14 protein-coding genes are annotated in these 24,786 nt (G+C 73.0%); 9 read left to right on the top strand and 5 right to left on the bottom strand.

Annotation, left to right across the window (positions count from 1 at the left end; all coding sequences use genetic code 11):
• Nucleotides 1-470: 470 nt before the first annotated feature.
• The 5 genes from guaB (at nucleotide 471) to I6A81_RS36470 (ending at nucleotide 10,974) form a co-directional block, all read left to right on the top strand.
• On the top strand, nucleotides 471-2,072 hold the full coding sequence (gene guaB / locus I6A81_RS36490) for an IMP dehydrogenase (RefSeq protein ID WP_407661437.1): 1,602 nt from the start codon (nucleotides 471-473) through the stop codon (nucleotides 2,070-2,072).
• Between the two features lie 459 nt (nucleotides 2,073-2,531).
• A complete protein-coding gene (locus I6A81_RS36485; protein ID WP_203004233.1) occupies nucleotides 2,532-3,656 on the top strand; it encodes a GuaB3 family IMP dehydrogenase-related protein in 1,125 nt (374 codons plus the stop codon).
• A gap of 286 nt (nucleotides 3,657-3,942) precedes the next feature.
• Nucleotides 3,943-5,706 carry a hypothetical protein gene (locus tag I6A81_RS36480; protein ID WP_203004234.1) on the top strand — a complete coding sequence of 588 codons (1,764 nt, stop codon included), beginning with the start codon at nucleotides 3,943-3,945 and terminating at the stop codon, nucleotides 5,704-5,706.
• Nucleotides 5,707-6,024: 318 nt separating this feature from the next.
• Entirely contained in the window at nucleotides 6,025-9,276 is a 3,252-nt protein-coding gene (locus I6A81_RS45230; RefSeq protein ID WP_203010441.1) for a hypothetical protein, read from the top strand.
• Between the two features lie 165 nt (nucleotides 9,277-9,441).
• Complete coding sequence (locus I6A81_RS36470; protein ID WP_203004236.1) at nucleotides 9,442-10,974, top strand: ABC transporter substrate-binding protein; 1,533 nt, start codon at nucleotides 9,442-9,444, stop codon at nucleotides 10,972-10,974.
• 451 nt (nucleotides 10,975-11,425) lie between these two features.
• On the opposite strand, the gene I6A81_RS36465 is transcribed toward I6A81_RS36470, so the two are convergent.
• Genes I6A81_RS36465 through I6A81_RS36450 form a run of 4 tightly spaced genes read right to left on the bottom strand, consistent with a single transcriptional unit; the run spans nucleotide 11,426 to nucleotide 16,613 of the window.
• Nucleotides 11,426-12,022, bottom strand: a complete 597-nt coding sequence (locus I6A81_RS36465; RefSeq protein WP_203004237.1) for a GTP-binding protein — start codon at nucleotides 12,020-12,022, stop codon at nucleotides 11,426-11,428.
• Nucleotides 12,003-12,347 (bottom strand): DUF742 domain-containing protein, encoded by a 345-nt coding sequence (locus I6A81_RS36460; protein ID WP_203004247.1) that lies wholly within the window; start codon nucleotides 12,345-12,347, stop codon nucleotides 12,003-12,005. Before I6A81_RS36460 ends, I6A81_RS36465 begins: the two co-directional genes overlap by 20 nt.
• A 58-nt stretch (nucleotides 12,348-12,405) precedes the next feature.
• A complete protein-coding gene (locus tag I6A81_RS36455) occupies nucleotides 12,406-12,822 on the bottom strand; it encodes a roadblock/LC7 domain-containing protein (RefSeq protein WP_203004238.1) in 417 nt (138 codons plus the stop codon).
• Entirely contained in the window at nucleotides 12,819-16,613 is a 3,795-nt protein-coding gene (locus tag I6A81_RS36450; RefSeq protein WP_203004239.1) for a sensor histidine kinase, read from the bottom strand. The genes I6A81_RS36455 and I6A81_RS36450 overlap by 4 nt, the downstream gene beginning before the upstream one ends.
• Before the next feature lie 670 nt (nucleotides 16,614-17,283).
• Between I6A81_RS36450 and guaA the strand changes: the two genes are divergently transcribed.
• From guaA to pcrA, 3 genes are all read left to right on the top strand, one after another.
• Nucleotides 17,284-18,819 (top strand): glutamine-hydrolyzing GMP synthase, encoded by a 1,536-nt coding sequence (gene guaA / locus I6A81_RS36445; RefSeq protein WP_203004248.1) that lies wholly within the window; start codon nucleotides 17,284-17,286, stop codon nucleotides 18,817-18,819.
• 223 nt (nucleotides 18,820-19,042) lie between these two features.
• Nucleotides 19,043-19,774 carry a DNA alkylation repair protein gene (locus I6A81_RS36440; protein ID WP_203004240.1) on the top strand — a complete coding sequence of 244 codons (732 nt, stop codon included), beginning with the start codon at nucleotides 19,043-19,045 and terminating at the stop codon, nucleotides 19,772-19,774.
• Nucleotides 19,775-19,896: 122 nt separating this feature from the next.
• Complete coding sequence (pcrA, locus tag I6A81_RS36435) at nucleotides 19,897-22,374, top strand: DNA helicase PcrA (RefSeq protein ID WP_203004241.1); 2,478 nt, start codon at nucleotides 19,897-19,899, stop codon at nucleotides 22,372-22,374.
• Between the two features lie 81 nt (nucleotides 22,375-22,455).
• On the opposite strand, the gene I6A81_RS36430 is transcribed toward pcrA, so the two are convergent.
• On the bottom strand, nucleotides 22,456-23,640 hold the full coding sequence (locus I6A81_RS36430) for a threonine ammonia-lyase (RefSeq protein ID WP_203004242.1): 1,185 nt from the start codon (nucleotides 23,638-23,640) through the stop codon (nucleotides 22,456-22,458).
• A 537-nt stretch (nucleotides 23,641-24,177) separates the two neighbouring features.
• Between I6A81_RS36430 and I6A81_RS36425 the strand changes: the two genes are divergently transcribed.
• Nucleotides 24,178-24,687 (top strand): hypothetical protein, encoded by a 510-nt coding sequence (locus tag I6A81_RS36425; protein ID WP_203004243.1) that lies wholly within the window; start codon nucleotides 24,178-24,180, stop codon nucleotides 24,685-24,687.
• The last annotated feature ends 99 nt before the right edge of the window (nucleotides 24,688-24,786 follow it).

Below are 24,786 nucleotides of genomic sequence, written 5' to 3'. Positions count from 1 at the left end.
GTGTTGTGTATAAGAGAAAGCGTTGAACCTGGTCTCCGGGCGGGGTCTTCGTGCTGGGGTCCCCTTCAGCTGGCGTCCCTGCCGGGGCGGTGGCGGTTCGGGGGTGGGCTTGCGGGTGGCCAGGCCGGCGGTTTGGCGGGTGGTTGGTCGTCGCTGATGTCGGCCCAAGGGTCGTGTCTGGAGCCGCGGCGGGGCCGTCCTGTCAGCTCGGGCGTGGGGTAGACGACGCGGCAGGGCGGTATTGCGGGCGTTTGCGGTGGGTTGACCTTGATAATGCCGTTAGTCGTGGTCAATGCCGATACGTTCGGAATGCCAGGTCAGTCCGGGGCTGACTGTGGGCTTGCCTTCTCTCCGTGCTCCGCCGGCCCTGTCGGGGGCCATCATGGCTGTACGAGGGCGAATCCTCCGGAGTCCTGGTGCCGGGCCATGCTCGGCGGCCATCGGTCGGCGCAACCCGAACGGAAGGTGCCATGAACGTTCCCGCCGCCACCCCGATCCCGAGCTCGGTCTCGACCGCGCCGGCCGGCCCGATGTTCGCCGGGCCGCTGGACGCCGACGCGGCCGCGGTCCCGGCGCCGAAGCTGGCGATGCTCGGGCTCACCTATGACGACGTGCTGCTGCTGCCCGCGGCCTCTGACGTGGTCCCGGCCGAGGTGGACACGTCGACTCGGCTGACGCGCAACATCCGGCTGGCGATCCCGCTGCTCTCGTCGGCGATGGACACCGTCACCGAGCACCGGATGGCGATCGCGATGGCCCGTCAGGGCGGCGTCGGCGTGCTGCACCGCAACCTGTCCGTCGAGGACCAGGCGCAGCAGGTCGACATGGTCAAGCGGTCCGAGTCCGGCATGATCAGCGCGCCGATCACCTGCGGTCCGGATGCCTCCATCGACGAGGCGAACGCGCTGATGGCCCGTTACCGGATCTCCGGTGTGCCGGTGACCAGCGAGGACGGCGAACTGCTTGGCATCGTGACCAACCGCGACATCCGGTTCGAGCGGGACTACTCCCGCCCGGTCCGCGCGGTCATGACCCCAATGCCGCTGATCACCGCGCCAGTGGGGGTGAGCAGCGACGACGCGCTGAGGCTGCTGCGCCAGCACAAGATCGAGAAGCTGCCGATCGTGGACGACCACAATCGGCTGCGCGGACTGATCACCGTCAAGGACTTCACCAAGCGGGAGCGCTACCCGCTCGCCACCAAGGACGCGGACGGCCGCCTCGTCGTGGGCGCGGCCATCGGCGTCGGCGAGGACGCGTTCAAGCGGGCCCAGGTCCTGGTCGCCGCCGGGGTGGACTTCCTCGTCGTCGACACGGCGCACGGGCACCAGCGCGCAGTGCCGGAGATGGTCCGGCGGATCAAGACCGAGCTGCCGACCGGCGCGGACGGCCGTCCGCTGGACGTGATCGGCGGGAACGTGGCGACGGCGGCCGGCGCCGCCGCGCTGGTCGCGGCCGGCGCTGACGCGGTCAAGGTGGGCGTCGGCCCCGGGTCGATATGCACGACCCGCGTGGTGGCCGGGGTCGGGGTACCGCAGATCACCGCCATCTACGAGGCGGCACGGGCCGCGCGGCCCGCGGGCGTCCCCGTGATCGGCGACGGTGGCCTGCAGCACTCCGGCGACATCGCCAAGGCGATCACCGTCGGCGCGGACACGGTCATGCTCGGCAGCCTGCTGGCCGGGGTCGACGAGAGCCCTGGCGAGCTGATCTTCATCAACGGCAAGCAGTACAAGGCGTACCGCGGGATGGGGTCGCTCGGCGCGATGCGTAGCCGGGGCGGCGCCCGGTCCTACTCGAAGGACCGCTACTTCCAGGACGACGTGCTCTCCGACGACAAGCTCGTCCCCGAGGGCATCGAGGGCCAGGTGCCCTACCGCGGCTCGCTCGGCGCCGTCGCCCACCAGCTCGTCGGCGGGCTGCGCGCCGGGATGGGTTACGCCGGCGCCCCGACCATCCGGCACCTGCAGGAACACGGCCAGCTCGTCCGGATCACCACGGCCGGCCTGATCGAGAGCCACCCGCATGACATTCAGATGACCGTGGAGGCACCGAACTACGTGACGCGCTGAGGCAGTCGGCTCAAGGTCGCTAGCGCGACCATCCGGACCTCCCAGATCACGACCTCCCAGATCGACTTCGTCGATCCGGCAGGGACCCCGTCCGCAAGCTCCGCCGATCCGGCAGGAACCCCGGCTCCGCCGTCGGGGCGCTGAGCGCCCCGACCAACCTGGAACCGGGTAGAACCGAGAAACTGTCGTCGGCCCCGGTCCCGGGTCGGGATCATGGCCAAGTTCCAGCGAGGGCCCTGAAGCGACCATCGGCGCTCCCGGAACCGGGAGGCTGTCGTCGGTCCAGGTCCCGGAGGCGCGCGCCGGTGGCGCCACCGTTCCCGCCGGATACAGGTACCCTCCGCGAGGCGCGTGGGTCCTCCGTGGCCACCAGCTGGTCGGGGAGGGGCCGCATTCCGGACCTGCCCGGGGACCGCGGCCCACGGCGGCCCCACAGAAGTTTGAACGGGAAGGCCAGCGTTGGCTGAGGTTGAGATCGGCATCGGAAAGAGCGCGCGGGTCGGGTACGACCTCGCGGCGGTCGGCATCGTCCCCTCACGGCGGACCAGGGACCCAGCGGACGTCTCGCTGGCCTGGCAGGTGGACGCTTATCACTTCGACCTGCCGATCGTCGCGGCAGCCGTCGACGCGGTCAGCTCGCCGGACTCGGTGATCGCCATGGGCAAGCTCGGCGGCCTCGGAGTGCTGCACGTGGAGGGGCTGTGGACCCGCCACGAGGAGCCGCTGCCGCTGGTGGCCGAGCTCGCCGGGCTTCCGGCCGAGCAGGCCACCCGCCGGCTGCGTGAGCTCTACCGCGCGCCGATCCGCCCGGAGCTGATCGCCCAGCGGATCGGGCAGGTGCGCGACGCCGGGCTGGTCACCGCGGCGGCGCTGCGGCCGCAGAAGGTCAGGGCGCTGTGCTCGGACCTGCTGGCGGCGCAGGTCGACCTGCTGGTCATCCACGGCCCCGCCGTGTCGGCCGAGCACCAGTCGACGCGGACCGAGCCGCTCAACCTCAAGCGCTTCATCGGCGACCTCGACATCCCGGTGCTGGTCGGCGGCTGCGCGTCGTTCTCCACGGCGCTGCACCTGATGCGGACCGGCGCCGCGGGCGTGATCGTCGGCGTGGGCACCGGCGGCGGCGACGCCAACCGCGCCGAGCTCGGCATCGGCGTCGGGCTGGCGACCGCGATCGCCGACGCCGCCGGAGCACGGATGCGCTACCTCGACGAGTCCGGCGGCCGCTATGTTCACGTGATCGCGCACGGCGACCTGCGTACCGGCGGGGACATCGCGAAGGCGGTCGCCTGCGGCGCGGACGCCGTCATGATCGACGGCGCGCTCGCGGCCGCGACCGACGCGCCGGGGCAGGGCGGCCTGTGGCCGATGGACGTCCTGCACTCCGACCTGCCGCGCGGCCGCTGGCAGCCGGTGGAACAGGCCAGCACGATGGAGCAGATCCTGGTCGGCCCCGACCCCATCGGGGTGGCCGGCGGGGCCAGCCTCACCGGCGCGCTGCGCGCCGCGATGGCCACGACCGGGTACGCGAGCCTCAAGGAGTTCCAGAAGGCCGAGATCATGCTCGCCTCGCCACCCGTCGGCTAGCCGACTCCTCGGGGGACGGCTACCGACCGTCAGTTTCCCACCGACCGGCCAACCCGTAGGCCCGTCCCGCGGCACTCGTCGCGGGGCGGGCCTCTCGTGTTTCCGCAGGGCATCGCCGCAATAGCCGCGAGCCGCCGCCGAGCGGCGGCATCAGACCCGGCATCACGGACAGTAACCCCCTGGATGTTGTGTCGTGGTTGGACATCGGGTGGGAGAACCCCCGACGCCGAGCCGACGACGCTCGTGGCACCCTTGGAGCGTCCGTCTCCACCACGAAGGATCACAAATGCGCCTCGACGAACACGGCCGCTGGGTCAGCGACGACGGCGCCTACGTGTGGGACGAGAGCGCCCAGACCTGGCAGCCGACGACGTCGAATCCGCCCGGGAGTGCCGCGGCCTCCGGCGGCACGGGCTCCGTGGCCGCGGTACGCGCCGGCGACGGCACCGCCGGGGGGTACGGCGGCCCGGCCGGTCCCGCCGCGCGTGGTGGGACCGGCGGACCCGGGACTCCCGCCCGATCGGCGGAGCCGCTCGGGCAGGGCCGGGAACCGACCCGGGAGGCCCGGGACGACGACGGCTACGAACGCCCTGGTCAGCGGGCCTACAACGATCCGAGAACCGGCAGCTTCCCGCTGTTCGGCTCCGACGGCGGCGCCGCCCGGGACAGGAACGCGTCCTGGTCCCCCGTCACCGGCCCCTACCCCCAGGCGGCCCGGACCTCGGGGGCCGACCGGGGCGGCTCCGACTACGGGCCGAGCCCGTCGCGGCCCTCCCAGCAGACCTCCCGGGCCGGCTCCCCCGACCTGGGCGGGAGCACGGACGCCCACCCGCTGGACCCCGGCACCGACTGGCGCTCGGGCGCGGCCGGCGGCACCGGCCGTGGCGCTCCCCTCGGTGGAACGGGATCGTCCACCGGCCAGTCACGTGCCTGGTCGGCCCGGGATTCCAGGACTCCCTCCACTCCCGCGGAACCGAGCCGGGACCCGTATGGCCGTCCCGACCCGCCCAGCGCCGCCGGGTACGGCACCGACCCGCTCTCCACCGGCCCGTTCGGCCGGGCGGACCCGCTGGGCACCGGGCCGAGCCGCATCAGTGGCACGGGCAGCTGGTCCCGCGAGAACCGCGCCGCGGCGCCCGGCACCGGTCCCGGCGCCAGCAGGGGCGGGTCGAGCACGGGCCCCAGCGCGGCCAGGGGTGGTCCCGCGGCCGCCGGGGCGTCGACGTCCTTCAACAGCCCGGGCACCGAGGCGATCAGTCGGCCGAACACGCCCGCGGTGGCCCGCGGGGACACCACTGGCCCGCTTCCGGAGGGCCCGGCCCGCGAGGGCGCCTGGGGTTCCTCCCGCACGGGCGAGGCCGAAGCCGGTGGTTCGGGCCGTTTCAGCGCCGGCTCGTTCACGAAGTCCCCCACCGGGCCCCGCCCGGGCACCGGGCCGCGCCCCGCCAGGCCCGGTGAGGACCGTGACCGCGGCTTCGGCCGTGGGTTCGGTCGCGACGCCGACGACTTCGGGGACGACGAACTCGACGACGACGAGCTCGGGGACGACGAGGGGATCGACGACGGCGTCCCCCAGCGGCGGCGCGACCGGCTGCGTGGCCTGGCCGCCGCTCGGCTCGGTTCGGCGAACGACGGCGACCGCGACGGCGACGGCGACGGCAGCGGCGGCGGCGGCGGGACGAAGCTGGCCGGCCTCCTCGGCAAGCTCCCGGCGGGCCGCGGCCGCGTGCTCCTCGCCGGGGTCGGCGCGCTCCTGGTGGCCGTCCTCGCGGTCGTGCTCGTCCTCAAGGTCACCGGCGGGGACGACTCCTCCGGAGGCGGCTCCACCACCGTGGCCGGCCGGCAGTACGAAGAAAAGATCAGAGACCAGTACCTCAAGGACTGCATGACGGGCGACAGCGGCAAGCAGCGCTACTGCACCTGCACCCTGGAGAAGCTGGAAGCCGACTACACGCAGGAGGAGTTCCTGCTCCTCAACAGCCAGGTCGAGTCGCCGGCGGGCCAGCGGGCGGTCAAGGCGGTCCTCGAGGCCTGCCAGAACCTGAAGTGACGACGGACGCGGGCCCGCCGGCATCACCAGGCGCCCTCGAGGGCTCCCGAAGCCGGGCAGCCCGGTCCGCCGCCGCCCGGTAACGATCCGGCTCTTGGCGGTCGAGCACCGGCAAACGCCGGGCGGGCGGCCTCGACCGAGGTCGGAGTTAGTGCTCCGGATGGGGCGGGTCATACTGGTTGGTGACCTTTGGCCGCCTTCGTCGCGGTCCACGACGTCCGTTATGAGCCAATAACCAAACGTCCGCCTTCCACGGTCGCTTGACGCGTCGTGGCACTGACCAGGGGGCAGGGGTTGCCCACCGACGACCAAGGCCGCTTGCTGAGCGACGACGGCGCCTGGGTCTGGGACGCGGTGTCCCAGCAATGGCTGCCTCATGCGCGCCAGCCAGCGAGCCCCGTCGTCCCCGGGGCTCCCGCGTCGGCCTCGTCCAGCTGGCAGGTCCGGGCCGCGAGCCAGGACGACTTCTTCGCGGTCGAGCGGGTCGGCGCCACCGAGCCCACCGCCCACGCGGCACCGGCCGCGGCGTCCCAGTGGCGGGCCGAGCAGGCCGTCGACCCGTTCGCCGTCAGCGACCCCTGGGGGACAGCCACCCAGCGGTCCCCTGACAGCGCGGGGCTGTCGGTCACCGCCTTCGACCCGGCCACGCCCCCGGTCAGCCAGCCGGCCTCCCGGCAGACCACCGTGTTCTCCGACCCGGCGGGCACCCAGGGACCGGCCGGCCTGGCGGGGACCCGTCTGGCGGGCGACACGGCCGCCGCTCCGGCCGCCGCCGGCCCGTCCCCGGCCACGCCTGGCGCGTCCGGATACGACGCGGCCGGGTACGGAGTGTCCGGGTACGACGTGTCCGCCGGCCAGCACCCGCCCCGGGACCCCGGAGCCCCTCCCAGCTCGGCGACGCCGGTATGGGGGGCGGCCACTCCCGCCGCCGCGCCGTCCGCGCCCTCCTCCTGGTCCGCGCGGCCGCTCCCTGACGGCGGCCCGGTGAACTCGGGGCCCACCCACCGGTCTGGTCCGGTCACCGGGTCCTTCCTCGTGAGCGGCCCGGCCGGGGTTCCGGCCAGGCCGGCGAACCCCGGCTGGGAGGTCCAGGATCCCGCTCAGGCCCGGGGCTCCTCCCCGGCCGACGGCAGGGTCCCCGGCGGGGCTGAGCCGACCTGGCGGGTCAGCGATCGGGGAGGTCCGGAACCCCGGCCGACGGGTCCCGGACCGGTACGCATAAGCGGCGGGCCGGGACCAGGTGATCCGACCGCCTGGGGCCAGCGCCCAGCCAGCCAGGGCACCGCGACGCCTCCCGCCGGACCGTCCGCGCCAGCCCCCCAGCAGATCTCCCGGCAGGCCTCCCCGCTGGCCTCCCGGATCGGCGGCGCCAGTCCGGCGGCGGCCCCGGGATTCGGCGACCGGACGAGTACCCCGGGCTCGGCCAGTCCGCCGAGAACCCCGGGATTCGGCGACCCGGGAGGCGCCACGGGAACGCCGCTGCCGGCGTCTGGGGCCGAGCCGCCGCCGAACATCTTCTTCACTCCCGCGCGCGGCCTGCGGGTGGACCGGCCGGGCACGGCGACGATGCCCCCAGGCGCCGCCGACGGGCCGAACCAACGGGCGGGCGCGACCGGCTCAGCCTGGGCCGGCGGCCCCCCCGCCGCTGGCGCGGCGCGCCCGAGCGCGAGCCCGTGGGACACCCGCGAGCCCCGGGCCGGGCAGCCAGCCGAGGCGGCGGGGAGCGGATCCTCCCCCTGGCGAGCGCCGACCGGAGGTTCCACCGGGGGAACGTCCTGGGCCTTCACCCGGCCGGACAGCCCGGACGCGGCGCCACTCACCGGGCCGCGGCCAGGCACGACGGGCCGGGCCCCCGGCGCTGGCCCCGCCGGCCTCGCCGGCCCGGGGGCTCTGGCGCCCGGCGCCGCGGCGGCCGGCCCGCCGAGCACCGGGTGGCGCGCGCCGGCCCCGGCCGGCCAGGAGGCCACCGAGCGGCCCGGGCCATGGCCGCCCGCCGGGGGGCATCGGCACGGCACCGGCATGCCCGTCATCGACCCGCGCGACCCGCTGGGCACCGGCGACCTCCCCGGCCTCGCGGACCAGGACCGCCGGAACCGGTCTGGCGGGAACCCAGGAGCCCCCGACCGCCCCGCGATCGGTCCGGCCATGCCGGCCGACACGCCCGCGCGCCCCGGCGGGGGCGCCCCGCTCCCGGCAGACCCCGCGGGTGGGCGACCATTTCCGGGCGGCCCGGCCGACGCCGTCGTCCCGGCGGCGGGGGACTCCCCGGGGCGCGGGGCGCCGCGCCGGGGCCGTCACCTGGACTCCACGGCGGCCGGGTCCGGTCCACGACCCGCTCAGGACGCCCCGGGCACGCAGTCGCCCCCGCGCGGCGGCACGCCCGAGGGCATCGCGGCGCGCGCGCTGGCGGCCGCCGAGGCGGCGGGTCATCGACGTCAGACCGGCTCGAAGATGCCGCCGGGTCAGACCGGCCCGAAGATGCCACCGACGGGTGAGCGGCCCGCGGTCGGGGAGCGGCCGGGACCGGTCGAGATGACGTCCGTGCTGTCCCGGACCGGCGCCAGCAGGCCGCGGCGCGGCACGGCGCGCGACGTGCCGGCGGACCGGCGTAGGACGCCGAACCCCATGACCGACTCGCTGATGCTGCAGGCGGTGGCGCCTGAGAAGGCTCCGGCGGACCCGAAGGGCCCGTCGCGCGCCGAGCCCGACCAGAGCGGTCCCAGGACCGGCCAGCGCCGGCGTGCCCGCTCCGCGACCGGCCCCCGGCCGGCCACGGGGTCGGGTCAGGGCGGGACGGAGGCGCCCGCCCCGCCGCTCGACGCCGATGAGGACCGCGCCGGCGCGCGGCGGGGCGGGCGCCGCGACTGGGAGGCCGAACTCGATCCGCTGACGGGTTCAGGCGCCGTTCAGGACGGGCGTGCCGCCGGCACCGGGCGGCGGTTCGGCGCCGAGGACCTCGAGGACGCGCTCGAACCGGATGCCGGGGAGTCGCCGCGGCGCGACCAGGCCCGCGCGTCCGCCCCGGCGGGTGGCACCCGCGGGGCGGCGGCGGACCGGCTGGCCTGGTTCCACCAGGGCTGGCTCGGCCCGCTGACGATCGCGGTCTTCCTCGCGCTGGTCGGGCTCGGGCTCTACGTGCTGATCGCGGGCCGCGGCGGGGAGGGCCATAGCGGCTCCGGCGACCTCCTTCCGACCATGTCGGCCGCGCCGGTGGCCACCAACCCGGACGCGAAGGCCGGCAAGGCGCTCGCCGACGGCACCTATGCCTGTCGGGCAGGCGCGACCCCCGCCGCGGGCGCCTCGGGGGCGCCGGCGGCCGCCGGTAGTCCGGGCGTTCTCTTTGTTCCGCCGACCACAGGCAAGTACGTGTGGAACGGGGAGCAGGGCGACTACGCGATCGCCACGCCGAACTTCAACAACGCGAATGTCATCGCCTCGGTGGCCTTCACCAGCGGGCCTCTCAAGGATCAGGTGGCGACCAGCATCGCGACCTGGCCCTCCGCGGGTGGTCGAGTCACCGCGACCCTGAACTTCACGAAAGGTAACTCGATGTACTGCGATCTCCAGTGATCACACTTGGAGTCGCAGGGTGGCCACGAAACGTCGCAGATTTTTGCTATCGGTGACGTCCCGCCGTCGATGAGTACATCGACGTATCACTACTCAGATCAACGCCTTTGACCGTCATGGACCCAGTCGAGCGGTTTCTAGCGGGGTGCGGCAGGATCCATAGTCATGCGCAGGTCTGACCGTTCGACGGGTAAGAAGCGGCTGATCGGAGCCGAGGTCGCCAGCGGCGCGGTCTGTGCTCAACCTGCCGTAGTCGAGCCCGTCACCGCCGCACCCGCCGACGACGCCACCCCGCCTGGCCCCGACGCCACCGCGACCACCGGCCCGCGCGCCACGGCCGCGCACCAGGGCTTCCGCGTGGTCGACCGGCGTGGCCTGCTGCGGCTCGCCGGCGCCGCGGCGGTCGCCGCGCCCGCGGGCAGCCTGCTGGCCGCCTGTTCCGGCTCCGGCTCCGGCTCCGGCGTCCGACCGGTGCGCATCGGGGTCGTGACGCCGCAGTCGGGCGCGCTGAGCAGCTTCTCCGAGGCCGACCTGTGGGTCGTCGACACCATGCGGAAGCATTTCACCGACCACGGCGGTCTCCAGGTCGGCAACAGCACGCTTCCAGTCGAGATCTACGTCCGCGACAGCCAGTCGACGTTCGCCCGGGCCGGCAAGGCCGCGACCCAGCTCATCCAGAACGACCGGGTCGACATCGTGCTTACCAGCGCCACCTCGGAGACGGTCAACCCCGTCGCGGACCAGTGCGAGGTGAACGGCATCCCGTGCATCTCCACGATGGCGCCGTGGGAGTCGTGGTGGATCGCCCGGGGCGGCCGGATGGACCAGCTGGACCAGCCGTTCACCTGGACGTATCACTTCTTCGCCGGCCTGAACGAGTACTACAACGCCTACGCGGCGATGTGGGGACAGCATTCGGTCAACCACGTCGTCGGCGGGCTGTGGCCGGACGACATCGACGGGCGGGTGTTCGCCAACCCCGACCCGCAGCTGAAGTTCCGCTCCAGCATCAGCAACGGTGGCTACGAGATAGTCAACCCGTCCGACAACTCATACCTGTACGTCCCCGGCCAGAAAAGCTTCAGCGAGGTCATCGCGCGTTTCAAGCGTGAGGGCGTCCAGATCGTCACCGGAATCCTGCCCTATGCCGACTACGAGACGTTCCTGGGAGACTCGGAACAGGCCGAGTTCTACCCCAAGATCGTCACCGTGTCGAAGGCCCTGATGTTCGAGAACGAGGTCAAGGCCCTCGGTGACCCCGGCAAGGGCCTGTCCACCGAGATGTTCTGGTCGCCGGACCACCCCACCCGCAGCTTCCTGACCGACCAGCCGTCGAAGGAAATCGCCGACGCCTTCGTGGGCAAGTCGGGAAAGGTCTGGACGCAGCAGATCGGCGCGACGCACGCGCTGTTCGAGGTCGCCGCGCAGGCCCTCACCAAGGTGGACTCGATCGAGAACCGGCAGGGCATCGCGGACGCGCTGAAGACCCTCACCGCTCGCACGATCCTCGGCGAGGTGAAGTTCGGCGGGCGCAAGGACGTTCCGCAGAACGTGGCCCTGCTGCCGCTCAACGGCGCGCAGTGGCAGTACAACCCCACGACGACCAAGAACGACCTGAAGCTGGTCAACAACGCTGGCAGCAATGCCGTGCAGCCCAACGCCGAGTTCGTCCTGCTCGACGACCAGCGCAACGTGTAGGCCAGTGGCAACGGGTAAGCCGGGGCGCAACCGGTAGGCCAACCAGGCAGGCAGACAGGCGGACAGCCGCGCGCCAAGGCGGCCAGCCTCGTGGCGCCGGCCGACGTCTCCGGCCGCTTGGGCCAGGACTGGCCCGCTCCGCGCGGCTGTTCGGAATCGCCGCTGGCCGGCCTTTCGGCGGAGGCACCGCGGTCCTGGGCAGCGGCCGGCCGGCGGCTCTCCATCCTCCGCGTCTTCCGGACGGCCTGGCTCGCCCTTCCCGCGCCCCGGGTGGCCCCGCGCGGAGTTACCTTCGGCGGGCCCCGAAGGCCCAATCCTTCCCGCGCGGCAAACCCGCGCGGCAAACAGACGAGGGAGAGGGCTTCCCAGCCCTCTCCCTCGTCCAGGAACGAACACGCTGACGAGCTGGCGGCGCCCCAGAGCCCCAGGGCGCGCGAGCCGCCGGCCGAGCCTACGCGCGCAGAGCGGCCCGCGACATGGTGTGCTCCACGACCGCGATGAGCGCGCTCTTCGTCGAGTCACGGTTGCGCGCGTCGCAGGTGATGATCGGAACCGACGGCCCGATCTGCAGAGCCTCCCGCACGTCCTCGATCGAGTGGCGCAGCACCCCGTCGAAGCAGTTCAGGCCGATCACGAACGGCAGCTGGCGCTGCTCGAAGTAGTCGACGGCGGCGAAGCAGTCCGCGAGCCGACGGGTGTCCGTGAGCACGATCGCGCCGATCGCGCCGCGGACGATGTCGTCCCACATGAACCAGAAGCGGTACTGCCCCGGCGTGCCGAACAGGTACAGGATGAGGTCCTCGTCGAGCGACACCCGCCCGAAGTCCATCGCCACCGTGGTCGTGGTCTTGTCGACCAGGTGCGTCAGGTCGTCGACGTGCGCGCCCGCCTCGGTCATGACCGCCTCGGTGCGCAGCGGAACGATCTCCGAGACCGAGCCCACGAAGGTGGTCTTTCCCGCGCCGAACCCGCCAGCCACCACGATCTTGACTGAGGTGGTCGCGATCGAGGAGTTGACCCGTCTGTGATCAGAGCTTTCGTAGGCCACTGAGAACCCTTTCGAGCAGGGCGAGATCCGGCGCCTCGTCGCGGTCCGGCTGCTGGTGTACGCGGACGAAGCCCTCGTCCGCCATGTCGCCGACGAGCACCCTGGCCACCCCGAGGGGCACCCGCAGTCCGGCGGCGATCTCCGCCACGGACCGGACCTGACGGCACATGGCGGCGATGGACTGCTGCTCGAGGCTGAGGCCGATCGCGCGTTCCTCGCCGTACTGGGTGGTGATGACGAGCGCCTCGATGGCGAGCTCGTAACGGGACCGGGTCCGCCCGCCCGTCATGGCGTACGGCCGGACGACCGGTCCAGGCGCACCCATGTCGCTCACGCTGGCTCCCCCTTCGTGCCCGTCAGATCAAGATCAGCGGGGTCGACACTCACCGCGGGAGCCCTTGCAGCTCCTGGCGCAGCGCGGGCGTAAGGACCGACTTGGCGCGGCTGACCAGCAGAGCCATCTCGTAGCCGACCAGGCCGATGTCGCAGTGCGGCGCCGCCAGCACCGCCATGCTCGCCCCGTCGCTGATCGCCATGATGAACAGGAAGCCGTGCTCCATCTCGACGACGGTCTGGGTGACCAGGCCGGCCTCGAAGACCCGCGCGGCGCCCTGCGTCAGGCTGACCAGGCCAGAGGCCACCGCCGCCAGCTGGTCGGCGCGGTCAGCCGGGAACCCGTCGGACACCGCCAGCCGAAGACCGTCCGCGGAGACCACGATGGTGTGCGCGACGCCCGGAACCCGGTCGACGAAGTTGTTGATCAGCCAGTTCAGGTTCTGCGCTTCGGCGCTCGGTCTCATCGTTCCTCCTGCCCGTCACGGCGGGCACTCCTCGTCTCGGCACCCATGTCCCGTCCCTGCCGGACACCCTGGTAGAAGCTCGCGAGACGGCCACCGACCGCCTCGGGGGATCTCATCGTGGGGTCCACAGGCCGCGACGGGGGCTTGCGGTTGCTGGCTGGCTCGGCGCTACCCGGGACCAGGTGTGTCATCGGCACCCGCATGGGCAGCCCGGCCTTCGTGGTGCTGGCCTCGGCTCCGCCGGGCTGGCGCAGCACCTCGGCCGCCCGCCAGCCGGCGTCGCCGGCCGACTCCCATGAGTTGGACGCCGTGCCACGGGTCGGCAGCGGCTCCGGTCCACGGGCGGGCAGCGGCTCAGCGCCACGCGCCGGCAGCGGCTCCGGTCCACGGGTCGGCAGCGGCTCAGCGCCACGCGCCGGCAGCGGCTCAGCGCCACGGGTCGGCAGCGGCTCCGGTCCACGCACCGGCAGCGGCCCCGACGGGGTCGAGGCGATCCGAGGGCCACTGGGCGCGTCCAGGTAGGCGGCCGGCTGGACCGGCTGGACCGGCGGACGAGGTCCGGTGTCCGCCCGGGCCGGCTCGGCGCGCGGGATCGGCTGCTCCGCCGTGCCGTTCACATTGCCCATGACCCGCATGCCGGCCGAGGCACGCGGGGCGACGAACGACGGGGGCGGGGTGGTCTCGACCACCGGGTCCGGCGCGCGGCGAGCCTCCTCGCCGGGCGAGCGCTGGAACCACGCCGACACCGAGTCGAAGATCGGCGTCGTGTCCACGTCCTCGCCGTCGCCGACGTAGTGCTCGCCGGTGTTCTCGACGGATGGCCTCGGGTAGCCACCGGTGGCCGGCCCGGCGGCCTGTTCCTCCCAGCGCGGCCGGGGCACGTCCACCGGAGCGGGGTCGGGCCGGGCCGCGGGACGCGCGAACACGCTGTCCTGGGGGCCGGTGCGCGGGCCGGTCGGCGACGAGCCGAAACCGTTGGAGTAGCTCCGGTCGACGGGGTCCGCCATCGGGCGCGGAATTGGTCCGGTCCGGTCCGTCGGCCCCATCGGGCGCTGCGCCGGGTAGCCGCCGGTCCAGTCGGCGGGAGTGCCGCGCAGGTCGACCTGGCCGCTCTGCGGGCCGCTGGGGCTGTCGCGGAAGTCCCGCTCGTCCTGCTCTGGCTGGAAGCCCCGCTGTTGCGGGTCCTGCCCGGCCGGGCGCCGCGGGGAGCCCGGGAAGGAGGTGAACTGCTGGGTGTCCTCCTCCCGGTACCGGGGCCGCTGGTCCTGCATCGGCATCGGCATCGGACCGGTCGCCGGGCCGCCTGGCTGGCCGCCGCCGGGGAGAGCCAGCGGCGGCTGCCCGAACCTGCTGGCGTCCGTGGTCGGCGGCGCGCCGCCGCTCGGCGGGCCGAACCTGTCCTGCTCCGGCCTGTCGTCCAGGTCGTCGCGGTGCTGCTGGGGGCCGCCCCGGCCGCTGTCCGCGGCGGCCGGAGTCGGGTAGCGCTCGGGAGCGCCGTACTGCGGCTGACGCGCGGGAAGCCCCGAGGGGGGGCCGCCGGGGAACGCCGAGGGCCCGCTGCCGAGCTCCGGACGGCCGGCGCCCAGCTCCAGCGGGCCGGCGCCCAGCTCCGGCCGGCCACCGCTCTGGGGGCCACCGAGGGCTGGCGCGCCAGGGCGGGGGGCGCCCTCGACGCCGGGCCGGCCGATCCCGCCCGGCCGGGGGGCGGCCGGGGTGGTGTTGCCGTCGCCGGTGACCAGCTTGGCTGGCAGCCGGATGACGGCGGTGATGCCCCGCGACGGGGACTCGCGCAGCTGCACCCGGATGCCGTGCCGGCTGGCGAGGCGGCCGACAGCGAACAGGCCCATGGTCCGGGACACGGAGACGTCCACGACCGGCGGGTTGGCGAGCCGCTCGTTGACCCGCTCCAGGTCCTTGGACGGGATGCCGATGCCCTGGTCGACGATCTCGATCATCGCGCCGGCGCCGGGGCCGAGGGAGTGGCTGGTGACGACGACGTCCGTCGCCGGCGGGGAGTACGCGGTGGCGTTCTCCAGCAGCTCGGCGATCAGGTGGACGACGTCGCTGACGCCGTTGCCGGCGATGGACACCGGGGCCGCGGTGGTCTGCTTCACCCGGGTGTACTGCTCGACCTCGGAGATGGCCGCGAGGACAACCTCGTTGAGCGGGACCGGGTGGGTCCAGCGCCGGGCGGTGTCGGTGCCGGCGAGGACCAGCAGGGACTCGTTGTTCCGCCGCATACGGGTCGCGAGGTGGTCCAGCTTGAACAGGTTCGCCAGCTGGTCCGGGTCCTGCTCGCGGTTCTCCAGGTCGTCGATGAGGCGCAGCTGCCGTTCGACGAGGCCCTGGCTGCGCCGGGAGAGGTTGACGAACATCGCGTTGACGTTGTTCCGCAGGACGGCCTGCTCGGAGGCGAGCTTGACCGCCTCGCGGTGCACCTGGTCGAACGCCCGGGCGACGTGGCCGATTTCCTCGTCCGTGTCGATACCGACCGTCTCGATCTCGTCGTCGACGACCTGTTCGGAGGAGTCCCGCAGCCGGCGGACGGCCTCCGGCAGCCGGCGCTCGGCGATGTCGAGGGCGGCGTTGCGCAGCGCGAACAGCGGGCGGACCAGCGACTGGGCCACGACCAGAGTGATCACGAGGGCCGCGGCCAGGATCAGGATGGTGAACAGCGCCGAGAAGAGCGCCCGCTGCTGGATGTCACCGCGCAGGGTGTCCACCCGGTCGCTGATCTGGTCCAGCATGTCGTCGACGACGTCGTAGCTCAGCTCGACGGTGGTCTTGGTGTTCAGCAGCCACTTCCCTTGGGGAATGGCTTCGGGGAGCGGCTGGTCGACGGTCGCGTCGAGCACCATGGACGTGTACTTCGCCGTGTTGACGACGTCGCCCTGGGTGCGGTTGTTGACCGTGTTCGCGTACAGCGCGTTCTGCTCGGGTGTGGCGGACTGGCCGAACTCGTCGAGCTCGTTGCTGCGCGCCGAGTCGAGGCTCAGCACCGCGCGGTAGGCGTCGTTGCTGAAGTTCTGTCCCGACACCAGATAGATGTCCACCTGCGCCTGCTGCTGGGCGAGCAGGTCCGCCGCGCTCACGAGGTGCTCGGTCGCGTCGACGGCGGTGACGAGCTCACGGTCGTCGTTCCCCTGCGGGATGAGGCCGACGAGGCTGATGAGCGGCTGGATGACGGAGTCGTAGGCCTCCATCACCGAGGCCGCTTCGGTCATCCGCTGGGTGGACGCGCGCTTGGCGGCTATGCCGTCCATGCTCGTGGCGACCGCCTCGAGCGCCTCGTTCACCTGGTCGTCGAACGATCCGCGCTTGCCTTCGGCCACGTCCTGGTAGGCCGCGTAGGCGCGGTCGACCACCTCACGCCGGGCCTCGACCGGGCGGATATTCGGCTCGGTGCCTTTCATCTTGGAAGCGACGTAGTCGACGGTGAACGTGCGCTCACGTTCCAGCTCGTAGGTGAGCCCCATGGCCGCGCGGTTGATGTTGATCAGGTCCGATACCCGGTTGATGTCACGGGTACTGGTGAGGACCGAGCTCGCGTCGATCAGGGCGTTCACGATGATCGCGATGACCGGGATCGCGAGGATCGCGATCAGCTTGGTCCGGACCCGCCAGCCCACAGGGCTGGCCAGCAGGCCGCGCCCCGAGCGCGGCTGACCGCCGCCGTCGGCGGCAGGTCGAGGCGCGACGGGCCGCTCGCCGTGACCCCCGTCATCTATGACGGGGGCGCCCGGTGCCTGCATCGGCATCGGGTCTGCGGCGACGCCCGTGCTGCTAGCCATCGGTTGTCTGCGCACGTACTTCGCAACCTCTCCGCCGGCCTCCCGGAACGGGACGTTCCGGATGACCCGGTATCGGGCCCGGATGTCCCTCGGTCGGCACCATAGCGGTACCGACATCACGGTCGAAAGGCGGCTACCTTACGCCACCTTCATACAAGCTATAAGTTGTGCCCCCGATGCGCACCGCATGGGGGGCAGGCGCGGGGCGATCCGGACACATGTTCGCCGCGGCAGGCGGCACGGCTGGCCGTTCACTCGACCATCGATGACCAGAAGAAGTCCAGGCGGTCACCACCCGCGCGCTGCCCGGTAACGGTGCGGGATGGCCTAGATGCCGCCGGAACCACCTCCCTCACTATCCGTCGATACTGTCGCGGTACGTTTCAAGGCGGATACGCATTGTCGAGAACAGGTTGACCAGGAGGAATCCAGGTCGCCCTCGCGCGCCCTTCGCCCCGGCTTCGAGGACGAGCCGACGCGCCGACGAGGGCGAGCCGGGACCACGCGTCCGTAGACTTGGCAGGTGAGCGCACCCAACAGCCCGGCGGCACCACCAGGTCAGACGCCACCATCAGGTCAGGCGGCACCACCAGGTCGGACGCCGCCATCAGGTCACGCCGCGGCGCCGGGCCGCCCGGCCGGCCACGCCGGCTACGACACGGCCCTCGTCATCGACTTCGGCGCCCAGTACGCGCAGCTGATCGCTCGCCGGGTGCGGGAGTGCCACGTCTACTCCGAGATCGTGCCGTGGAACACGCCGGTCGCCGAGCTGATCGCGCGCCGGCCGACCGCGATCATCCTGTCCGGCGGGCCGAAGTCCGTGTACTCGCCCGGCGCGCCGCGAGTGGACCCGGCGCTGTTCGACGCGGGTATCCCGGTGCTCGGCATCTGCTACGGCCACCAGGTGATAACCCAGGCCCTGGGCGGCACCGTGGACCGCACCGACGCCGCCGAGTACGGCGCGACCAGGCTGACCGTCACCCGGCCGGGGGTGCTGCTGCGCGACCTGCCGGTCGAGCAGCAGGTCTGGATGTCGCACGGCGACTCGGTCACCGCCGCTCCCGACGGCTTCACCGTCACCGCCGCCACCCCCTCCACCCCGGTCGCCGCGTTCGAGGACGTCTCCCGAGCGCTGTTCGGGGTCCAGTTCCATCCCGAGGTGCTGCACACCGAGCACGGCATGGAGGTGCTGCGCCGGTTCCTGCTGCACGGCGCCGGCGCCCGGCCGTCCTGGACCATGGTCAACATCGTCGACGAGGCGGTCGGCGCGGTGCGCGCCCAGGTCGGCGACGCGAAGCTGATCTGCGGCCTGTCCGGGGGCGTCGACTCGGCGGTGGCCGCCGCGCTCGTGCACCGGGCGGTCGGCGACGCGCTGACCTGTGTCTTCGTCGACCACGGCCTGCTGCGCGCCGGCGAAGCCGAGCAGGTCGAGCGCGACTTCGTCGCCTCCACCGGCGTCGAGCTGGTGCACATCAAGGCAGCCGACCGGTTCGCCGCCGCGCTCGCCGGGGTGACCGACCCGGAGCAGAAGCGCAAGATCATCGGCCGGGAGTTCATCCGGGTGTTCGAGGAGGCCGCCCGCGAGCTCGAGGCGCGCGCGGAGGCGGCCGGCAGCCGCATCGAGTACCTCGTCCAGGGCACCCTCTACCCCGACGTGATCGAGTCCGGCTCCCCCGACGCCGCGAAGATCAAGTCCCACCACAACGTCGGCGGGCTGCCCGACGACCTCCAGTTCGGCCTGGTCGAGCCCCTGCGCACGCTGTTCAAGGACGAGGTGCGCCGTCTCGGCGAGGAGCTCGGCCTGCCTGAGGAGATCGTCTGGCGCCAGCCGTTCCCCGGCCCCGGCCTGGCCGTGCGGATCATCGGCGAGGTGACGCCCGAGCGGCTCGAGATCGTGCGCGCCGCCGACCAGATCGTCCGCGACGAGATCCGCCGCGCCGGCCTCGACCGGGAGATCTGGCAGGTGTTCGCGGTCCTGCTCGCCGACGTGCGCTCGGTCGGCGTCCAGGGCGACGAGCGCACCTACGGTCACCCCATTGTGCTGCGCGCCGTCACCAGCGAGGACGCAATGACAGCGGACTGGGCGCGACTGCCGGCAAACGTACTCGAACGCATCAGTAACCGCGTTGTCAACGAGGTGCCGCAGATCAACCGCGTTGTCTACGACATCACCTCCAAGCCGCCCGGAACCATCGAATGGGAATAGCCCGACCGGCGCCGGCACGCCCACGGCCCGGCCGCATCCTTTCGGATTTGGCCGCCGGTTAGGCCTGCCCGAATTCCGCGGCCGACCGCCCACCCGGCGCGGGGCCCGGCCCGTTCGCGTGTCCCTGGCGGCCGCCACCGGCGTCAGGCGGCGGTGGGCCGCGGCCACGCCGGGCCGCCCGCCCTCCTCCGGCGTCGTCGTCCTCGCGGAAGACAATTCCCCCATGGACTCCCCTCTGGGCTCCTCGGTGGTGGGCCAGCCGTCGGTGGTGGGCCAGTTGGTCGACGCGGTCAGGGCGGCCCTGGCCGCGGCCGCCGACCCGGCGAAGGCGCCGGGCATGCGGGCGTACATGAAGTCCGAGATGCCGTTCCTCGGCGTCCAGAAGGGACCGCGCGAGCGGGCACTGCGGCCGGTCTTCGCGGAGCACCCCCTGGCCACGGCCGGGCAGTGGGAGGCGGCGGCGCTACGGCTGTGGCGCCAGGCCGGCTTCCGGGAGGAGCGCTACGGCGCGATCGCGCTCACCGGCCACCGGCCGTACCGGGCGTTCTGGACGCCGGACGCGCTGCCGCTGTACCAGGAGATGATCAGCACCGGGGCCTGGTGGGACTACGTGGACGAGCTCGCGTCCCGCCGGATCGGACCACTGCTGGCCACCAGCCCGGCGGCGGTCCGACCGGTCATGCTGCGCTGGAGCCGCAACCAGGACCGCTGGCTGCGACGCACGTCGATCATCTGCCAGCTCGGCGCCAAGCAGGATACGGACCTGGACCTGTTGTACGCGTGTATCGAGGCGAACCTCGACGATCGTGACTTCTTCCTCCGCAAGGCCATCGGCTGGGCGCTGCGCGCCTACGCCTGGACCGACCCGGACGAGGTGCGTCGTTACGTCGCGGCGCACGCCGACCGGCTCTCCCCGTTGTCCCGCCGCGAGGCGCTGCGCAATGTCGGCCCCTAGCCGGCCGGGCTCGGGTCACCGGCATGCCCGGCTCGGGTCACCGGCATAGTGGCGGAGAGCCGGGCCGCCCCAGGGCGCGGCCGCCAGGGCAGACGGCCGCTCGAACGTACGATCGAGGAATCATGAGCACCCTTTTCGACGACACCACCCCGGGCGCGAGCGGCGCGTCGTACGACCCGTACGACATGTTCGCGCCGGCGGTGCTGGCCGGCGCCTCGACATCGCCCTCGGAGCCGCGCCGGCCGTCGCCCCGGCTGGATCCGGACGCGCTGCTCGCCGAGCTGAACCCGCAGCAGCGCGCCGCCGTGGTGCACGAGGGCTCCCCACTGCTGATCGTCGCCGGGGCGGGCTCCGGCAAGACCAGGGTGCTCACCCACCGGATCGCCTACCTGCTCGCCGCCCGCAAGGTGCACCCCGGCGAGATCCTCGCCATCACGTTCACCAACAAGGCCGCGAACGAGATGAAGGAGCGGGTCGGCGCGCTGGTCGGCGGCCGGGCGCGGGTCATGTGGGTCAGCACGTTCCACTCGGCCTGCGTGCGGATCCTGCGCAACGAGTCCAAGCGGCTCGGCTTCGGCAGCTCCTTCTCCATCTACGACGCGGCCGACGCGCAGCGGCTGATCACCCTGGTGTGCCGCGACCTCGACCTCGACGCGAAGCGCCACCCGGCGCGCGGGCTCGCCGCCCAGATCAGCACCCTGAAGAACGAGCTGGTCGACCACGAGACCGCGCAGGCCAAGGCGGCCAGCCACCACGAGCGGACCGTGGCCGAGGTGTACGCCCTCTACCAGCGCCGGCTGCGCGAGGCGAACGCGCTCGACTTCGACGACCTGATCATGACGACGGTGCACCTGCTGCAGGCCTTCCCCGACGTCGCCGAGCACTACCACCGCCGGTTCCGCCACGTGCTCGTCGACGAGTACCAGGACACCAACCACGCCCAGTACTCGCTCATCCGCGAGCTGGTCGGCGGCGCGGGCGCGGTGTCGGCCCGCCCCGTCATCGGCGGCGACGACGGCCACGGCGACGACGGCGCGGGCCTGCCGGGGCCGGCCGAGCTGTGCGTCGTCGGCGACGCCGACCAGTCGATCTACGCGTTCCGCGGCGCGGACATCCGCAACATCGTGGAGTTCGAGGAGGACTTCCCGAACGCGAAGACCGTGCTGCTGGAGCAGAACTACCGCTCCACCCAGACCATCCTGTCCGCCGCCAACGCCGTGATCGCCCGCAACAGCCAGCGCAAGCCGAAGCGGCTGTGGTCCGACGCCGGCGACGGCGCGAAGATCGTCGGCTTCGTCGCCGACAACGAGCACGACGAGGCGGCGTTCGTCGCGGAGGAGGTCGACAAGCTCACCGACGACGGCCACGCCCGCCCGGCCGACGTCGCCGTCTTCTACCGGACGAACGCGCAGAGCCGGGTCTTCGAGGAGATCTTCATCCGGGTCGGCCTGCCGTACCGGGTGGTCGGCGGGGTGCGCTTCTACGAGCGCAAGGAGATCCGCGACCTGCTCGCCTACCTGCGGGTGCTCGCGAACCCCACGGACACGGTCAACCTGCGCCGCATCCTCAACGTGCCCAGGCGGGGGATCGGCGACCGGGCCGAGGCGATGCTGTCCGCGTTCGCCGAGCGGGAGCGGATCCCGTTCGCCGACGCGCTGGCCCGGGTGGACGAGGTGCCGGGCCTGGCCACCCGCTCGGCCAAGGCGATACGCGAGTTCGCCGCGCTGCTCGCCGAGCTGCGCGAGACCGCCGCCGGCGACCCGGTCGAGACCATCGAGGCCGCCCTGGAACGGACCGGCTACCTCGCCGAGCTCGTCGCCGAGGACACCATCGAGTCGCAGGGCCGGGTGGAGAACCTCCAGGAACTGGTCGAGGTCGTGCGCGAGTACGTCGAACGGTTCCCCGAGGGCACGCTCGCCGGATTCCTCGAGCAGGTGTCGCTGGTCGCCGACGCCGACCAGGTGCCCTCCGACGACGGCTCGGACGGCGTCGTCACCCTGATGACCCTGCACAGCGCGAAGGGCCTGGAGTTCCCGGTGGTCTTCCTCACCGGGCTGGAGGACGGCGTCTTCCCGCACCTGCGCACGCTCGGCGACCCGACCCAGCTGGAGGAGGAGCGCCGGCTCGCCTACGTCGGGATCACCCGGGCCCGCCAGCGGCTCTACCTGACCCGCTCCCTGGTCCGCAGCGCCTGGGGCCAGCCGGCCTACAACCCGCCGTCCCGCTTCCTCACCGAGGTCCCCGAGCAGTTGCTCGACTGGCGCCGCCTCGCCCCCGCCCCCACCGGTCTGTCCGGCGGCTCCAGCGGCGGATTCGGCGGCGGCGGATTCGGCGGCGGCGCGGCCCGCGGCGGTGGCGCGGCCGGCGGCCAGCGCACGTCCCCTGCCGGCTCCCCGTTCGGCCAGGGCCGTTCCCGCCCGGCCAGCCGCCCGATCCCGCAGCTCTCCGTCGGCGACCGCGTCACCCACGACACCTTCGGTCTCGGCGTGGTCATCGCCACCAGCGGTGTCGCCGAGTCGTCCCAGGCCAAGATCGATTTTGGCGAGGGTACCGGCACGAAGGACCTCCTGCTCCGCTACGCCCCCGTCACCAAGCTCTGAGCCGCGGCAAACCCTGGAGCCGCGGCGGGCCCCGTGCCGCGGCCCCGGCCTCCCGGCGCGCCGCCGGTCGGGCTGACCCGGCTACGACGTCCGGGCGATGGGGATGGTGGCGGCGGTGGCGAGGGCGATGACGCGGTCGGCGGTCGCCAGATCGACGTTGCCGCCGGACAGGATCACGGCGGTCGGGCCCTCGGCCAGCTCGGGATGGCGCAGCAGCGCGGCCACGCCGGCCGCCCCGGCCGGTTCGACGAGATGGTCCCCGGTGCGGCGAAGCAGGACCATAGCCTCCCAGAAGGCGCTCTCGTCGACGGTCACCACGTCGTCGAGCAGCGCGGCGGCGAGCGCGAGCGTCAGCCTGCCCGGAGTGCGCACGGCCATGCCATCGGCGACGGTGTCGGCCGGCGCGGACAGCCGCTCCCCGGCGCGGAACGAGTCGGCGAAGGCGGGCGCGGCCGCGGCCTGCACGCCGACGACCCGGACGTCCCGCTGACGGGCCGCGAACGCCACCGCGATCCCCGTCGCGAGCCCGCCGCCGCCGATGCCGACGATCACGGTGCGCAGGCCGGGCACCTGGTCGAGCAGTTCCAGGCCGACGGTGCCCTGGCCGGCGATCACGGCCGGGTCGTCGAACGGGTGGACCATCAGCCGCCCGCCGTCGGCGGCGTAGGCCTCGGCGGCGGCGAGGGCCGCGTCGACCCCGCCGTCCGTGTGCTCGACCCGGGCGCCCCAGCGCCGCGTCCTGGCCACCTTGACCGGGTTCGCGCCGGTCGGCACGAAGATCGTCGACTCGACACCGAACTGAGCGGCGGCGAACGCCACGCCCTGGGCATGGTTGCCGGCGCTGGCCGCGACCAGCCCGCGGGCGCGCTGGCCGGGGCCGGCCTGGGCCACCCGGTTGTAGGCGCCACGCAGCTTGAACGACCGGGTGTGCTGCTCGTTCTCGAGCTTGAGCCAGATCGGCGACCGGGTGCGCCGGCTGAGGCCCTGGTGTCGGACCACCCTGGTCAGCCGCGCGACCCCGGCGAGGGTGCCGGCGGCCCGTTCCACGTCGACCGCCCGGATCAGCGCCGTGACCGGGGCTCCCGCCGGATCGGCGACGCTGAGATCAGCGATCCCGGAGGTCTGGCCATCCGCGCGGCCGGCGCCGCGCGAGCTGGTAGTTCCGTCAACCGCGTCGTCGGGCTGGCCTTCGGGGGTGTCTCCGGCCGGCGCGACGGGTTTGCCAGGGATGCGCGGCGACGGCGTTGTCGCTGCTGGCTGGGTCATCGTTCTGCTCCTGGTGGCTGAGCGGCCACCTGTGCGCCGTGGCCGCGGCAAACAAAAAGCCCCCCGCGGAACGCGGAAGGCTTGGCGCACGGCCAGATCGTCTCTGCGGGAACGAGCCCCGCTGGTACGAGCCCTCGGTAGCTCGTACGGAACCTGGTCGCGCGCCTACGTAATCCCCATGAACTGCATGGCCATGAGCTGCGGCTGCACAGTCCTAGCCTGCTCCCCCACCGCCACTTCCGTCAAACCAGCCGCGCGCCCGGCGTGGCCACGCGCCCGGGCACGCCGGCCGGCGAAGATCGGCAGCCAGGGCGTCACGGCCGGCCGGCTCAGAACGGGCACGGACCGTGACAGGGGTGGGCGGGGCCGTCGCGCGCCCGCGCCGGCCGTCGCGGTTATAGGACGATTACCAACGAATTAGCCGTATACGCGACGCCTCTCAACGAAGGACTCGCGAGAGCGGGCTCGACGCCGCGCCCGACCTGCGCGCCGAACCTCCACCGCCTCCGTTGAGAAATGTGGTGATTCGCCGGTGAAATGGGCAAGGTACCGGCGTTCGGGGAGAGAGTTCTCCCCGAACGCCGCTCCGTCGTCGCGCTAGCTACCGCCGTCGCCACGGCCGCGGCTTCGATCTTCTTCATGATGTTCGCAGCGCCCGCCGCGAACGCCGCCAGCCTCTGCGGCAACCCTCCCGCGGCAGGCTGGACGAAGAAGATCACCGTCACCCACCCCAACGGCCCGGGCATCAAGATCGAACTGTGGCAGAGCGGTTCGTCGTCAGTCATCAGGATCGGGAACACCGTGGCCAACGGAAAGGCAAACCTGCTCGCGACGGTTTCCACGATCAGCACCATGAACGACAATCGCGGCCGGACCGGAACGATTGGAGTCGCCCCCAAGGGCGGCTGGTGCTCCAATCCCGGTAGCGCCTTCTACAGCCTCTATTTCTGGGTGGGCTACGACATCGGCAGCAACGGCTACACGCTGGAGGGGCGCTGCTGGGTGGTCCACTCGACCGGGGCCGGCACCTGCGCCGGCGTCGACTAACTGACGTCAGCCAACCGGCGTCTAACTGACGTCAGCCAACCGGCGTCACCCCGCCCGGTGTCGGCTGACCGGCCCCCCGGCCCCCCCACCCCCGCGCCG

Origin of the sequence: Frankia nepalensis, from assembly GCF_016786325.1 — a bacterium.
In the GTDB taxonomy this organism is placed as follows: domain Bacteria; phylum Actinomycetota; class Actinomycetes; order Frankiales; family Frankiaceae; genus Pseudofrankia; species Pseudofrankia nepalensis.
This window is presented reverse-complemented; position numbering and strand designations above follow the sequence as displayed.

Bases quoted from the DNA above. Each gene is read 5' to 3' on its own strand.
- I6A81_RS36460 (WP_203004247.1), bottom strand. From the start codon at position 12,347: ATGGGTGCGCCTGGACCGGTCGTCCGGCCGTACGCCATGACGGGCGGG.
- I6A81_RS36430 (WP_203004242.1), bottom strand. From the start codon at position 23,640: ATGACCCAGCCAGCAGCGACAACGCCGTCGCCGCGCATCCCTGGCAAA.
- I6A81_RS36450 (WP_203004239.1), bottom strand. From the start codon at position 16,613: ATGGCTAGCAGCACGGGCGTCGCCGCAGACCCGATGCCGATGCAGGCA.
- I6A81_RS36480 (WP_203004234.1), top strand. From the start codon at position 3,943: ATGCGCCTCGACGAACACGGCCGCTGGGTCAGCGACGACGGCGCCTAC.
- I6A81_RS36470 (WP_203004236.1), top strand. From the start codon at position 9,442: ATGCGCAGGTCTGACCGTTCGACGGGTAAGAAGCGGCTGATCGGAGCC.
- I6A81_RS36425 (WP_203004243.1), top strand. From the start codon at position 24,178: ATGGGCAAGGTACCGGCGTTCGGGGAGAGAGTTCTCCCCGAACGCCGC.
- guaB (WP_407661437.1), top strand. From the start codon at position 471: ATGAACGTTCCCGCCGCCACCCCGATCCCGAGCTCGGTCTCGACCGCG.
- I6A81_RS36455 (WP_203004238.1), bottom strand. From the start codon at position 12,822: ATGAGACCGAGCGCCGAAGCGCAGAACCTGAACTGGCTGATCAACAAC.
- I6A81_RS36440 (WP_203004240.1), top strand. From the start codon at position 19,043: ATGGACTCCCCTCTGGGCTCCTCGGTGGTGGGCCAGCCGTCGGTGGTG.
- pcrA (WP_203004241.1), top strand. From the start codon at position 19,897: ATGAGCACCCTTTTCGACGACACCACCCCGGGCGCGAGCGGCGCGTCG.